Consider the following 15,970-nt stretch of genomic DNA (forward strand, 5'->3'; position numbering starts at 1 on the left):
TCAGGCGAAGAAGTCCATCGGCCGCGATGCTTCGGCCTTGCGCCAGTTGAGATCGGCATCACCGACCCTGGCACCGAACGCGGACATATCCTGCCGCATCAGCGCGAGGAGCTGGTCCGCATCGCCTGTGACGGGCGGATGCGCACTTGCCGCGCCATTGTCGCCGGCGCCGGCATGCGGAGGCGGAGCCGATGCCCAATCGCCGGCGGCGATCGCTCCCACCCTGTCCGCCAGCGGTGGCGCGCGCTGCCCGAGCCAATCGCCGATCGAACGCGGGGGGCTTCCGGCCAGGATTTCGAGCGCTGAAGCCAGGTTCGAGGCCGGTGACGTTGTGCTCGGGGAGTCCGCAGCGGGGACGGCCGGCTGCTGCGGGGCCGACGCGTGGGTCAGCACGGCATCGACATATTGCATCGTGCTGCCATCGGTGCGGGTGTAGAGCCCGCGATTGACGATCGCCGTACTGCCGAACTGCCATTGAGCTTCGGTCGGCGTCGCCACGAGGTTGATCGAGCGCACATTCGCTTGCAGCAGCGACAGGATCTCCGCGTTCTGGGCGATGCCATCGCCATTGCGGTCCTGCCACACCCGGAAGTCCGAGAACCTGACATCACTGGCCGAGAGGATATGGTCTCCATTGCTGTCGAAGGCGCGCAGGCCCTCAAGATCGGAGTGAGCGCCGGCGACGTCGTCGATGAAGCTCAGCTCCTTGATACCGCTCACGGTCCCGTTGCGGTCGCGGTCGAGGAACAGGAAGGCTTCCGTAGCACCGATCCAGCTGGTGTCGTCGGCAATCCCGTTACCGTCGATGTCGAACCTGGCCGCGGACTGGGCGGCGGTCTGTGTCTCGACGCCCCTGCCATCCAGATCGAGGATGATGGGTGCCGCGAGGATGACGGTCTCGCCGTTGCGGAAGATCAGCTTCTCGATGCTCGATAGCGTATCGACCCCATCGTTGCCGTTCGCCGACGTCTGGTTGTCGGTGACCTGGACGGTGCCGCCCGTCGTCACCATCGAGTAGGTCGATCCGACGCCGTTGTAGTAGGCCGTATCCGTGCCATTGCCGCCGTTGATGGCGTCATTGCCGGTCATGCCCCAGAACGCGTCATCTCCGTCATTGCCATTGAGCGTGTCGTTGCCAACACCACCGGCAAGGCGGTCGGCATCGTCGCCGCCGGTGATAGTGTCGTTGCCGGCGCCGCCATAGATGCTGTTCGGGGCACCATTGGTGCCAACCAGCGTGTCGACGCCGGTCGTTCCCTGCACCCAGCCCTGGAAGGCGCTGGAGACGGTGAGCTGGACCGTAGAGGTCGCCGTCGTTACGCCATCGCTGATGACATAGGTGAAGCTGTCGGCGCCTTCATAGCCGAAGTCCGGCGTGTAGTGGATGCCATCGGTATCGAGGACCACGGTTCCCTTCGGCGCCGCGCCGACCGAGACGATGGTCAGCGTATCGCCGTCGATGTCGCTGTCGTTGGCGAGCAGGCTCTCGCGCGCGATCAGCAGCGTATCGCCGTTGGTGACGGAGAGCGGACCGTCGATGGCGGCGACGGGCTTGTCGTTGACCGGCGCAATCGTCAGGCGGAAGACGTCGCTCGCCGTGAGCGCGCCGTCGCTGGCCGTCACCTCGATGTCGAACGCTCCGTTGAAGTTCAACGGTGGCGTGCCCGTGAACCGGGTTCCGCTGAAAGTGAGCCAGGCCGGCAACGGATTGCCGTCGGCCAGTCTGGCCGTATAGGTCAGCGGATTGCCGTCGACATCGGTGAAGCGGCCGGCCGGAATCGTGATCGACACGGCCGCATCTTCGGCCGAAGTCACGTCGGAGAGCGGCACGGTCACGACCGGCGCGTCGTTCACCGGCGTGATGGTCAGCCGGAAGGTGTCGGCCACCGTGAGCGAACCGTCGCTGGCCGTCACCTTGATGTCGATCGCGCCCTTGTAGTTTGCCGGCGGCGAGCCGGTGAACTGCGTGCCGTCGAAGCTCAGCCAGGCCGGCAGCGCAGCGCCGGTGGAGAGCGTCGCCGTATAGGTCAGCGGCGTGCCGTCGACATCCGTGAAGCTGTCTGCCGGGATCGCGATCGAAACCGGAGTGTCCTCCTCAAATGTCACGTCAGGCAGCAGCGTGGTCAGAACCGGCCTGTCGTTCACCGATGAGATCGTCAGGCGGAAGACGTCGGTGGCCGAGAGCGTACCGTCGCTGGCGGTCACCGCGATGTCGATCGCACCGTTGAAGTTCGCCGGCGGCGTGCCGGTGAACCTGGTTCCGGTGAGCGTGAGCCATGATGGCAGCGCACTGCCGTCCTCAAGCGTCGCCGTATAGGTCAACGTATTGTCAGGGTCGGTGAAGCGGCCGGTCGGGATCGTGACCGACACGGCGGCATCTTCCGCCGAAGTCACGTCGGACAGCGGCACAGCCACCACCGGCGCGTCGTTCACCGCCGTGATGGTCAGCGCGAAGGTGTCGCTCACCGTCAGCACACCGTCGCTGGCCGTGACCTTGAGATTGATCACGCCATTGAAGTTCGCAGGTGGCGTGCCGGTGAACTGCGTGCCGTCGAAGCTCAGCCAGGCCGGCAACGCGGCGCCGGTGGAGAGCGTCGCCGTGTAGGTCAGCGGAGTGCCTTCGGCATCCGTGAAGCTGCCCGCCGGGATCACGATCGAAACCGGGGTATCCTCCACAACGGTCACGTCTGATAGCAGCGCGGTCAGCACCGGCCTGTCGTTGACCGGCGAGATCGTCAGCCGGAAGACGTCGCTGGCCGTGGCCGTGCCGTCGCTGGCGGTGACCTTGATGTCGATCGCACCGTTGAAGTTCGCCGGCGGCGTGCCCGTGAACTTGGTTCCGGTCAGCGTGAGCCAGGACGGCAGTGCCGTGCCGTCCTCAAGCGTCGCCGTATAGGTCAGCGTATTGTCAGCGTCGGTGAAGCGGCCGGTCGGGATCGTGATCGACACCGCGGCGTCTTCCGTCGTAGTCACGTCGGACAGCGGCACGGCCAGCACCGGCGCGTCGTTGACCGCTGTGATGGTCAGCACAAAGACGTCGTTCGCCGACAATGCGCCGTCGCTCGCCGTGACCCTGATGCTGAGCGCGCCGTTGAAATTCGCCGGCGGGGTGCCGGTGAACCGCGTACCGTCGAAGCTCAGCCAGGCCGGCAGCGCGGCGCCGCTGGAGAGCTTCGCCGTATAGGTCAGCGCATTGCCGTTGACATCAGTGAAGCTACCGGCGGGGATCGTGATCGACACGGCGGAGTCTTCGACCGAGGCGACATCGGACAGCGGGATCGAAACGACAGGTGCGTTGTTCACCGCCGGGATCGTCAGCCGGAACACGTCGCTCGCCGACAGCGTGCCATCGCTCGCGGTCACCGTTATGTCGAACACACCGCTGAAGTTGGTGGGTGGCGTTCCGGTAAAGCGCACGCCGTCGAAGCTGAGCCAGGCGGGCAGCGCACTTCCGTCGGCAAGCGTCGCCGTCAAGGTCAACGGATCGCCATCGATGTCCGTGAAGCTGCCGGCCGGGATCGTGATCGTGATCGCGACGTTCCTTGGCGAGACCACGTCGGCCAGCGGCGTTGCCAGCACCGGCGCGTCATTCGCCGGCGTGACGGTCAGCCGGAAGGTATCGCTCACCGAGACCGAGCCGTCGCTGGCCGAAACCTCAATGTCGATATCTCCGTATTGATCCATCGGCGGGGTGCCGGTGAAGCGCACGCCGTCGAAGCTGAGCCATGAAGGCAGTGGACTTCCGTCGGCCAGGCGGGCGGTAAACGTCAGCGTGTCGCCGTCGATATCGGTAAACGCCGTCATGTCGAGCGCCACATCGAGGGGTTCGCCCTGGACGCCTGCCTGGTCCTCGAGCGGCCGGATCTGAACCGGCGCGTCGTTGATCGCCCGGACGGTCAGCCGCAAATTGCCAGTGACCGACTGCGAGCCATCGCTGGCCGTGACCGCGATCTCGATATCGCCGTTGAAGTTTTCCGGCGCCGTTCCGACGAGGTGACCGCCCGACACGGAAATCCAGGACGGCAGCGGTGACCCGTCGGCGAGCGTCAGCGTAAAGGTCAAGGCGTCGTCATCGGCGTCCGCGAACGCATCCGTCGGGAGCAGGATCGAGAACGCCTGATCCTCGTCGACTGCCACATCGCTGATCGGGCTCACGATAGCAGGCGCGTCGCCGACCGGCGCGATCGAAACGAGAAGCTCGCGGACGCTCTGCGCCGTTCCATCCGAAGCCGCAATTTCGAGCTGGATCGCGCCATTGAAGTTGGCGGGCGGATCGCCGCTCAGCGTCCTTGTCTGGTGGTCGTAGTGCAGCCAGGACGGCAGCGCGGTGCCATCCTTGCCCCGGACTTCGACCAACAAGGCGTCGCCATCCACGTCGGTGACGAAGCCTGCCGGCAGGGTCGCGATGAAATGCTGATCCTCGGTTCCCTTGAGCACGGGCACGGCGGAGATTGCCGGGGCGTCGTTGCCCGGAGTCACGGTGATATTGACCCGGGTCGTCGCGCTGAGGCCGGTGCTGTCCTCGATTTCGTAGTCGAACCAGGCCGGTCCGTTGAAATCGGCATCCGGCGTGATGCGGAGCTGGCCGAAGCCGAGTTCCGTGACGGTGACGCCCGTGGCGTTCATGATCCGGGTGAGGACGAAGGCCTGCTTGTCGGCATCGCTGTCATTGGCAAGCAGCTGGCTGGCAAACAGCGTCAGCGGCGTGTCTTCGCCAATTTCCAGCGAGTCCGGACGCGCGACCGGCGCGTCGGCAACCGCCAGGACGTTAATCGTGACTGTCGTCGAGACCGGGAAGTCCTGCTCGTTCTTGATCGAGTAATGCAGCACGAGCTCGCCGTTGAAGTCGGCAGTCGGCGTGATGCGATACTTGCCGTTCGCAAGCAGCTCTGCACCTTCGATACCGACAAACGTCAGCGTCGATCCCTCGGGCGCGTAGTCGTTCGCCATCAGGGCGGCCGGATCGATGTCGATAAAGCCGTCTTCGAGCACTTCGAATCCGATATCCGATACCGGGATCGGCAGCGGGACGTCGGGCGCAACGAGCAGCGTCACATAGCCGACGCTGGTGGCGCCATGGCTGTCGGTGACGCGGTAGTGGAAGCCCGCATCGCCGATGTAGCCGGCATCCGGCGTGAAGACGGCCGTGTTGCCGACGCGGATGACCGTGCCCTGGTCGCCGTCGAAGATCTCGACGATCTCGAAGCTGTCGCTTTCGACGTCACGGTCGTTGGCGATCAACGCAGCGAAGTCGATAACGAGCGCCTGGTCCTGTTTCGTCCTGAAGACGCCCTCGGGATCGTTGCCCGTCCCTGCCCCGTCGGCATTGGCGATCGGAGCATCGTTTACCGCGGCGATGTCGAACCTCACCGTGCCGGTCGAGGTCTTGCGTCCGTCGGTGACGGTATAGCTGAAGCTGACCGGACCACTGAGGTTTTCGTTCGGAACGAACTGCCAGCGCCCGCCGGGCAACTCGACGATGCGCCCGCCATTGGCGCTCCGCGACAACGACTGGAATGTGATGCTGTCGCCGTCAAGGTCGCTGTCGTTGCCGAGCAACTGCGCCGTCGTGAATTCGAAGGGCGTGTCCTCGTCGATCTCGAAGACGTCAGTCGCGGCGATCGGAGCGCGGTTGGTAGAGGCGACGTTGACCTTCACCTTGCCGGTGCTTGAGCCGTGGGTGTCATCGGTAACGATGTATTCGAAGGAAGCGACGCCTTCGAAATTGTGGTCCGGCGTGAACACGATATGCGTGCCGTCGAAGCTGACCGTGCCGTGCTTCGCGTTGACGACATCGACGAAGCGCACCGGATTGCCGTCGACATCGAAGTCGTTGGCCAGCAGGGTCTGCGGGTCGATCAGAAGCGGCGTATCCTCGACGGCCGCGACAATATCCTCGACGGGGGTCGGCGGATCGTTCAAGGCGGCGACATGCACGATGGCCGAACCGGTCGACGTACCCTCGCGGTCGTCCGTGACGACATAGCTGAATCCGTCATCGCCGGAGAACGAACCCGTCGGCGTATAGACGGCATAGGCGCCGGCGTTGCCGTCGAAGGCCCGCGTCAGTGTTTCGCTCTGGCTGGCGCCCTCCAGCGTCCGCGTGAAGCGGATATCGAGGCTCGCGGCAAAAGCCAGCGGCACGTCGCCCGAGAGTATCCCGGTCGCGCTGTCGATCGTGAGCCAGGACGGCAAGGCCGAGCCGTTAGCCAGCGTCGCGCTCCAGACTGCACCGTCGAGTTGGCCAAGTCCGGCCGGCGGCACGATCTCGACATGGGCGAGCTCGATGACGAGCGAACCGTTGCCCGGCTGGCCCAGCGAGACAATGCGCAGCGCATCGCGGTCGCGATCGAAATCGTTGCGCAAGAGGTCGGTCACCGCGAAGCGGGTGATTTCACCCTCGCGTCCCGTCAGCGCGTCGGTGGCCGCGTCCGGGCGCTCGCGCGTCGGCTTGATGTCGTAGAAGATCAGCGCCGGCTTCGAGGAGGTGCCGCCCTTCTCGTCGGTCGCGTCATAGCGGAGCACGACGGTGCCGTTGAAATCCGCCGGGACCAGCAGGCGAATCTGCTCGGGCGAGAGCACAGCAGAGGCGCTGATCTCAATGATGCGGAACGTATCGTCGACCACGGCTTCGGTGATCACCGACATGGCCGGGTGGCCGTTGCCCGCGGCGATATCGAGGCGGACCGGCACGGCGCCGATCCAGGAGGGCAACGGGATGCCGGAGAAGGTGAAGGTCGAGGCGTCGAACGTCAGCCAATCGGGAAGCGGCGCGCCGCTCTCGCGCGTCGCCGTAATTGCACCCGCCCCCTTCAGGTCGAGCGCGAACAAGCCCTGGTCTGCGAAATAGGCATTGCCTTCCAGCGCCTGGTTGATCGCATCCATCTGGCTTTCGAGATCGCCTTGCGGATCGATGACGAATTCCAGCGTGAAGCCACGATCGCTCGACGCATAAGTCCCATCCGGGAGCACGCGCGGCGCCGGCGTGAATACGACCTGCAGGCGCGCCAGCTGTGCATCCTCATCCGGCTCAAAGCCGGAAAGGCTGACCGTGCGCGTGGCGGCATCGAACGACAGCCACTCCGGCAGCGGACGGCCGCCGGTGATGGAGGCCGAAATCGTCCCGTTCCTGGTGTCGAACAGCGCGAGCTGGCTGTCATAGGTGACGCCGGCCGGCAGCGCGGCCGGATCGAGCGTCACGCTGTCGGTGAAGGTCAGCGGATCGCCACCGCCCTCCGCCGGACGCGTGAAGGTGATCCGAACGTCGATCGGATCGGTGGTCCCTTCGGGGGGTATCCCGACGAATTGCAGCGTCTCGGCGTCGAAGCTGAGCCAGGACGGCAGCGCCGTGCCGTCGGCCAGAGCCGCCGTAACAGTGGTGTTTTCGTCGAGGTCGGCAGCGCTGAACTCGTAATTGACCGAGAACGGAGACCGGATTTCGTATCCTTCAAGGACATCGGTCCGGGCGTCGAAGCCTTCCGAGACGTTGCTCTCGGTCAGTTCGAACCGCGTATTGAACACCCGCCCGTTCGCGGGATCGCTGATCCAGACATCGACGGAAACCGGATCCATGCCCGCCGGAGCCACGCCGGTGAAACGCATGGTGCCGGGATCGAAATGGAGCCACGACGGCAGCGCCGAGCCGTCGGCCATGGCCGCACTGACCTCGAAATCAGCGGAGAGGTAGCGGTGATCAACGATGCCAAGCACGGTGGTGCGCTTGAAGAACAGCACGTCGCCGTCCTGATCGATGTCGTTGCCGAAGGCCTCGCCGGGGATGACAAAGAGCGGCCCGTCTTCCAGCCCGCTCACGAAGTCATTGCGCACGATCGGAACCTCGTTGCGCGGCATGACCGTGATGGCGACATAGGCGGTCGCGGTGCCGCCACGGCCGTCGCTGATCGTGTATTCGAAGCCGGCCGCGCCGTTGTAGTCGGCGGTCGGCCGGAACTCGATCATGCCGTCCGCGCGCAGGCGGACCTTACCGCCGTCGGCGAACCGGGCGATGCTGTCGATGACGAGCGTGTCATTGTTTTCATCGGTGTCGTTGGCAAGGATCGTCGCGGGGTCGATGATGAGGACCTGATCCTCGAGCGTCCTGAACCCGTAGTCGTTATGGGCCTTCGGCGCGTCGTTGAGTGGCTTGACCTTGAAGTCGTAGGTCAGGGTCGCCGCCGCGCCGCGCGCATCGATGACATCGTATTCGATGCTCGCGAGACCGAGCGACCAGGGCGTAAACGTGATGGTGCCGGTCGCCTCGTCGAAGATAACGCCGCCATTGTTGCCGGGATTGCCGTCGATGCCGCCATGCAGGCCGACGAAGGTAAAGCTGTCGCCCTCGATGTCGAAGGTGTTGGCCATCAGGTCGGCAACGGTGACGGTCGTGTCCTGACCGAGCCGGATCCAGCGATAGGTGTCGCGGTCGCGCGGCGCGTCGTTGACCGGCGCGATCGAGATCTCGACCTTGGCCGTCGAGGTGGCGCCGCTGGCGTCGGTCAGCGTGTAGATGAAGCCGGCCGCGCCGAAATGGTCCGGACGCAGCGTGAACTCGATATAGTCGCCGTCGATTCTGGCGCTGACGTTGCTGGCTTCGAACCGGTAGTCCTGGTGCTTGTAGCCGTCGATCGTCTCTCCAGCCAAATTGGTCAGCGGCGCGATCGAAACGATGCGCAGCTCTTCGAGGTTGGCGTCGCCATCGACATCGAAATCGTTCGCGAGCAGCGTATCGATCCGGATTCGCAGGATCTGATCCTCGACCCCATGAACCAGCGCGTCGTCCACCGCCGTCGGCGCATCGTTGACAGCCGAGAGATTGACCTCGACCCGGGCGGTGGACTCGCGGCCGAACTGGTCGCGCACCGTATAGGAGAAGAATGCGTCGCCGTTGTAGTTCGGCGCGCCGAGGAACTCGATCCTGCCGTCCTCGCGCACATGCACGGAGCCGTTCACAGCCTGGCCGACACCCACGAGCGTGAGGTTTGCGATATCGATATCGCCGTCGTTGTCGAACAGGGTGGCCGGGTCGATAATGACGGGCACGTCCTCGATGGCGAGGTGCACGATATCGTCGGCGGCGTTGAAACGGCCAAGCTGCTGCAACTCGTCGATCCGATCACGCGCCCAGACCGTGCCGTTGCCGAAGACGACCTCCTCGATGCCGGTTTCACGTCCGAGGAAGTGGTCGGTCACGCGCACGGTGTCGACGAGGAAGCCGTCCTGCCGTTCAAACTCGAGCAGCAGATCGTTGCCCTCGCGGATCACCGAAACGTCCTTCGGCGCGAGCGGCGAGGACAGCACCAGGCGGTCGATGTCGGTTTCCGCGCCCTGCTCGGCGATGACGTCCGCGCCGTCGTCGAATCCGAACAGATAGGTGTCGGAGCCCGCCCCGCCCGCGATCGTGTCGCTGCCGCGAAGGCCCTGGAACCGGTCATCGCCGCTGCTGCCGATGAACTGGTCGGCCCAGAGCGAGCCGACGAGCATCTCGATCGAGGTGAGCTGGTCGCCGGCAGCTTCCCCAGACGTGCCGAGGCCGGTCGAAAGATTGACGGCCACGCCTTCATCGGCACGGCTGTAATCGGCGATGTCGAAACCGCCTCGCCCGTCGATGATGTCGGCGCCGCGCCCGCCGCGGATGCGATTGTCGCCGCCGTCGCCGCGGATCGTGTCGTTCTGGTACGAGCCCTGGACGATCTCGATGCCGGAGAACGAGTCACCCAAGGCGTCGCCGCCGCCGGCGGCGCCGTTCGCCATGTCGACGATCACGGCTTCGGCCGATAGCGTGTAGTCGGCGATATCGACGCCGTGGCCGCCGATCAGCTGGTCCGCGTCACGGCCGCCGATCAGGGTGTCATCACCGGCGCCGCCGGTCAGGATGTCGTTGCCGCGACCACCCGACAGGACGTTCGCGCCGGCATTGCCCTCCAGAACGTCGCCCGCATCTGTGCCGGTCAGGTTCTCGATATCCGTCAGGACATCGCCTTCGGCATCGCCGCCATGGGCGGTACCCGCCGCCAGCGAGATCGAGACGCCGGTCGCGCCGAAGCTGTAGTCTGCCGTGTCGCTGCCGGCCCCGCCGGCGAGGATGTCGGCGCCTGCGCCGCCGTTCAGGAGATCGTTGCCATCACCGCCCAGCAGGGTGTCGTTGCCGCCGCGCCCCTCGAGGAGGTCGTTGCCGGCGCGTCCCTCGAGCCGGTTGTCGCCGGCATCGCCGCCGAGCTCGTCGTTGAATTGCGAGCCGACGAGTGCTTCGACGCCGATATAGGTGTCGCCCTGCGCGTAGCCGCCCTGGCCGACGCGCGATTCCAGGTCGGCGCGAAGGCCGATATCGGAGTTCGCGAAGCTGACCGTGTCGTAGCCGTCGCCGCCCGTGATGTGGTCGGCGCCGTCGCCGCCGTCGATCCAGTCGTCACCGGCACCTGCATCGATGCGATCGTCGCCGCTGGCGGCCTCGATCGTGTCGTTGCCTTCGCCGGCCAGAATGAAGTCGTTGCCGGCCAATGCCTGGATCAGGTCGGCGCCGGCTGTGCCGGCAAGGTAGTCCGCCTTCAGGGTGCCGCGCAGCAGCCCGTTATAGCTGTCGGCGACGGAGGCCATCGCAAAGCCGGTGTCGGTCGCACCGTCGGCGTCGGCGATGCGGTATTCGACCGCAACACGGCCGGTAAAGCCGGCGGCGAAGCGCACGACGATGAACTTCTCGCCGTTCCAGTCGACGATCTCGGCCGTGCCGCGCGGCACGCGCTGGCCCAGAGCAAGCGCGTCCGCATCAAAGACGCCGTCGACGCCGAAGAAGGTCGGCCGGGCGCGGTTCGGATTATCCAGATCGTCATCGATCACGCCGTCGCCGTCGTGGTCGGCCTGCTCGGTGTCGTAGTCGTTCTTCAGGAGGTCGCTGACGCGCAGCACCAGCGGCGCATCGAGCTGCGTCACGAAGCCATCGTCCTGCCCGACAGTCGGATCGTCGTTGGTCGGCACCACGATGATGTCGACATAGCCTTCGGCCTCGCCGTCGGCGTCGTCGGTGACCCTGTAGATGAAGCCCGAGCTCTGGCTCGCATCCCGGTTGGGCGTGAAGACCAGATTGCCGTTGCCGTCATACTCGATCGTGCCGTTCAGCTTCTGACCGGCGTCGCCGCCGAAGATCAGCGCATCGAGCGGCGTCGACAGACGCCAGCCCAAGAGACGCAGCGGATCGCGATCGATATCGCTGTCATTGGCCAGCAGTTCCGAAATCGGAATGACGACCGGGATATCCTCGTTCACATAGATGACGTCGCGGCGCGCGACCGGCGCGGCATCGCCGACATTCTCGAACCACATCGTCACCGTGGCGCCGTCGACCGCGCCCTCATTGTCCCTAACGAGGTAGCTGAAGGTCGCCTCGCCCCAGAAGTCGGCGTCGGGCCGGAAGATGATGGTGCCGTGGTCGGTAATCTCGATATCGCCATGGACGGCGTTGCCGGCGCTCTCGAACTGGACCGAGAAGCCTTCCGGATCGAAATCGTTCTTCAGGAGCTCGATGATCGGAATCTCGATCGCATTGTCTTCGAGGCCGCGCAGGATCGGCAAGGCTACGTCGGTGTAACTGTCGTTGCGTGCGACCGGCAGGTCGTTGACCGCCTGGTAGGCGAGCGTCGCGCGCGCCCAGGCGGTTCCGCCATGACCGTCGTCGACCTGATACTCGAACCACGCATCGCCGTTGAAATCGGTGGTCGGGGTAAAGAGGACCGTGTCGTTTTCGAGCAGCGTCGCATGGCCGCCATGGCTGTTGCGGACGGCCGTGATCGTCATCGTCTCGCCGTCGTGCTCGAGATCGTTGGCAAGCAGGCGTGCGGCGCTGATGACAATCGGATTGTCTTCGCGAATCGGATCGCCGGCATCGGTCGTCTCGAAGCGATCGTCATGCAGGTCCGGTGCGTCGTTGACCGGCGTGACCGCGAAGCTCACGCGGCCCGTCGAGGTTGCGCCACTGGAGTCGGCGACAACGTAGTCGAACCAGGTGTTGCCCCAGAAATAGGAGCGCGGCGCGACATGGATGAGGCCGTCCTCCCCGATCGTCACGGCGACATCGGCATTGGACTGCACCGACTGGATGGTGAGCCCGTCGCCGTCGATGTCCACATCGTTCGCGAGCAGCGTGCTCGGATCGAGCGTGAACGTCGCACCTTCGGCAATCGCACCGGCGGTATCATTATGGGCGACCGGGGCGTCGTTGACCGGCGTTACCTGGATGACGACCTTTGCCTCAGCGCGGCCGCCCTCGGGGGTGTTGGCCACATAGGTGAATTCGGCCGTGCCGTTGAAATTGGCGTTCGGCGTAAAGGAGATGTTGCCGTCGCTCGACAGCGCGACCGACCCGTTCACCGCGCCAATCACCTGGCCGACGATCATGCGATCGCCGTCGAGGTCGTTCGCCAGTAGCCGCTCGACGCGGATCACCAGCGAGCCGTCTTCGGCGACCGTAAAGCCGCTGTCCGGATAGGCGGTCGCGACCGGGCGCACCCGAAGATCAATCGAGGCCGTGGCAAAGCCGTTGTGGCCATCGGCAATCGTGTAGGTGATCGCGGCCGAGCCGTAATAGCCGTTAGTCGCGGTGTAGCGGATGTTGCCCTGGGCATCGATGGTGGCGACGCCGGAAGTCCCAGCGTCGACGCCGATGATGGTCAGCGCGTCGCCATCGGCATCGAAGTCGTTGCGCAGGATGTCGGCCGCCGTGATGACAAGCTCGACGCCGGTCGTGACCGAGAAGAAGCCGTCACCGACGGCTGTCGGTGCGCGGTTGCCGAGCAACTCCCTCAGGGTTTCCTTGGTCCAGGTCACGCCGTCGGCGAAGACGTAGCTCTCGATGCCCTTGGCATCGGTCGAGAGCGCATCGAACACGGTCAGGCTGTCGGCGCTATTGCCGGTGAAGCGAATGATGATGGCTTCGGAGCCGCGATAGAGCTGCTCGACACTGGCATCGGTGGATGCGAAATCCAGGATCTGGACCGTGTCGGTTCCCGACGTGCCGGAATCGGCGATCGTGTCGTTGCCCGCGCCGCGACGGAACGCGTAACTGTCGCTATCAGCTGCGCCGGAGAGCAGGTCATTGCCTGCCCGCGCGGCGAAGCTGTCGGCACCGTCGAAGCCGTAGACGTTGTCATTTCCTGTGCCGTCGATGTCGGACAGCGCGCGGGCCCGCATTGCGTCCCGGTTCCAGATCGTGCCATCGGCAAAGCGTACCGAAAGGCCGTTAAAGGCGTTGTTGGACGAACTCAGGGCGTCGATCAGCACCACGCGATCGCCGGTCCCGGAGAAGCTGAGCACGAGATCATTGCTGTCAGGGCCGGCCCGAACCGCGGAGACCACGTCCGCAACATTGTAGTCGGTCAGGCTCAGGACATCCGTTCCGGAGAAAGCCGCATCGATCCGGTCGTCGCCGTCGCCGCGGCGGTAGACATAGGTGTCGTTGCCGTAGCCGCCCTGGACGAGATCGCGGCCCTTGCCGCCCATCAGCGTATCGGCGCCGTCGGTGCCGATGATGATGTCGTTGCCGTCGGTCGAAAGGCTGGCGAGGATCGCCAGGCGCATGTCGGCGACGGTGAACTGAGTGCCGTCGGAGAGCGCGATCGTCTCGATCCCGGCAGAATTGGCACCGAGGGCGTCAACGATGACGATCTGGTCGGTCGTGCCGGCAAAGCGAATGGCGACATCGTCGCTGTCGGCGGCCAGACGGTGGAAGCTGATCTCGGCGGCGGTATAGCCGGAGATCTCGAGGCGGTCGCCCGTCGAGGACGACTTGTCGTCGATGACGTCGCTGCCGTCGCCACGGGCGAAGCGGTAGGTGTCGCTGCCGGCGACGCCGGACAGGTGATCGTTTCCGAGCCCGCCGACCATGACGTTGGCGCCGGCATCCCCGGTCAGCACGTCGTCATCGAAGCTGGGCGCGCGCGCGATCAGGTCGGCGGTCGTCCAGACCGTACCGTCGGCAAAGCGGATCTGTTCGATCCCGCCGGCGCCGAGCGCGTTCTCGATGGTGACGCGCGCGCCGGTCGACGTGACGATCAGCGTGAAATGGGCCCCGTCCCTGCTCTGCGAGACCGTTATGTCTGATGGCGAGATGTCCGCGGCCAGCGTCAGAATGTCATTGCCGGCGGTATCGTTGATGCGGTCGTGACCGGCCGCGAACAAATAGGTGTCGTCGCCGCTGCCGCCCTCGAGGCGGTCGTTCCCCGCGCCTCCGTCGAGCGTATCCGTTCCCGCGTTGCCGATCAGGGTGTCGTCGCCGGCTCCGCCGGCGAGCGCATTGTCGAAATCATCTCCCCGGATGACGTCATCCCCGTCCGTAGCAATCCGCGCCAGCGCGATGAGAGTAGCCTCGGTCCAGACCGTGCCGTCCGCGAAGGTGACGCGGGAGATGCCCATACCCGGCGCAGCAGGCGAGCCCAGATCGATGCGGTCGCCGGTGCCGACGATCTCGAGCACGAGATTCGTGGCGCCGCGCACAACGCGCACCTCGCTCGCCAGGATGCCGGCGGCAAAGCTGAGCGTGTTGGTGTTGGTGCCGGTGTCGAGGATGGTGTCCTGACCATCACCGCGGGCAAACACATAGGTATCGTCGCCGGCCCCACCCTTGAGGGTGTCGTTGCCGGTGCCGCCGATCAAGGTGTCGGCGCCTGCGCCGCCCTGCAGAACGTCGTTGCCGGCCAGGCCGCTAAGGGTAATGAGATCGTTTTCGAAAGCGACGGGAACGCTGAGCGCGTCGTCGCCGGCCGACCCCGGCAGGGACCGTGTCAGCACCTCGCTCCAGCTCCACGTGCTGCCGTCGGCGAAGGCGATGGTCTCGATGGCGCTGTTGCCGTCGAGCGCGCCGGTCAAGCGGACGCGGCCACCATCATTGGCGATGCGCAATTCGATATCGCGGCCGATCTGCACGACGCTGACGTCGCCCGCCACGATACCAGGGGCGAACTCGATGCGGTCGTTGCCGCCGAGATCGACGATGACGTCGCGCCCGTCGCCGCGCGCGAAGTGATAGATGTCGGTGCCGGTGCCGCCTTCGAGGCGATCATCGCCCTCACCGCCCCTGAACACGTCGGTATCGGTCGCAAAGCTGCCGTCGCCGAACCCGATCACGACGTCATCGCCGGTGCCGCCCGACATGATGTCGCTGCCGCCGCCGCCGATGATATGGTCGGCGCCCTCCTGGCCGGCGACGAGGTCATCGCCGAGACCGCCATCGATGATGTCGTTGTCGGCGCCACCGGCGAGCCGGTCGTTTCCGGCGAAGCCATTGATGGTGTCGTTACCGCCATTGCCGAAGATGCGGTCATTGAGCGCGCTGCCGCTCAGGACATGACCGGTGTCGTCGTCGTTGATGTTGATCGAATTGTCGATGGCAATCGGAACGCCGTCGAAATTCGCCGGTGTCAGCGTCGTGGCGTCGATGCCGAGCAGGCGCAGCAGCACCTGGTCGGGCCCCGACGTCGCGCGCATCATGACGACCGTATCGCTTCCCGATTGCGCCAGCCAGATACCGCCGCCCTCGAAGGGATTCGGATTGCTGGACATCAGGCGGATCACGTCGCCGCCGGCGCCCGCCTGGAAGTCGGTGATGACGTCAGCGACAACAGGCTCCACGCCCTGCCGAACCGGAAGGAAGTAGTAGGTGTCGCGGCCGGCGCCGCTGGTCAGCGTGTCGACGGAGCTGTCGGCCGAAAGATCGCCGAAATGATCGTTGCCGTCGCCGCCCGAGAGTGTGTCGGCCCCGTCGCCGCCCCTGAGATAGTCGTCGCCATTGCCGCCACTGAGCGTATCGTCGGTGGCGCCGCCGACCAGCCATTCGCCGCTGACGGCGACGTCATCGACGAGCTGGGTGCGGATATCGGCCAGCGACAGCGTGACGCCGGCGGCTGCAATCTCGAAGGCTTCGACGAGATCGCCGACGGAAGTCCCCAGACCGTTGCGGACGATGATACGGTCGGCGCTTCCGGAG

1 protein-coding gene (cut by a window edge) is annotated in these 15,970 nt (G+C 65.4%); it reads right to left on the reverse strand.

Going from position 1 to position 15,970, the window contains the following annotated elements:
• A protein-coding gene (locus JQ600_RS36980) for a tandem-95 repeat protein (protein ID WP_249136054.1) crosses the window boundary here: on the reverse strand, nt 1–15,970 show its final stretch. It continues 16,271 nt past the right edge of the window; the window shows 15,970 of its 32,241 coding nt (coding positions 16,272–32,241); the start codon falls outside the window, past its right edge; its stop codon occupies nt 1–3.

The organism is Bradyrhizobium sp. AUGA SZCCT0176, assembly GCF_018130145.1.
GTDB lineage: Bacteria > Pseudomonadota > Alphaproteobacteria > Rhizobiales > Xanthobacteraceae > Bradyrhizobium.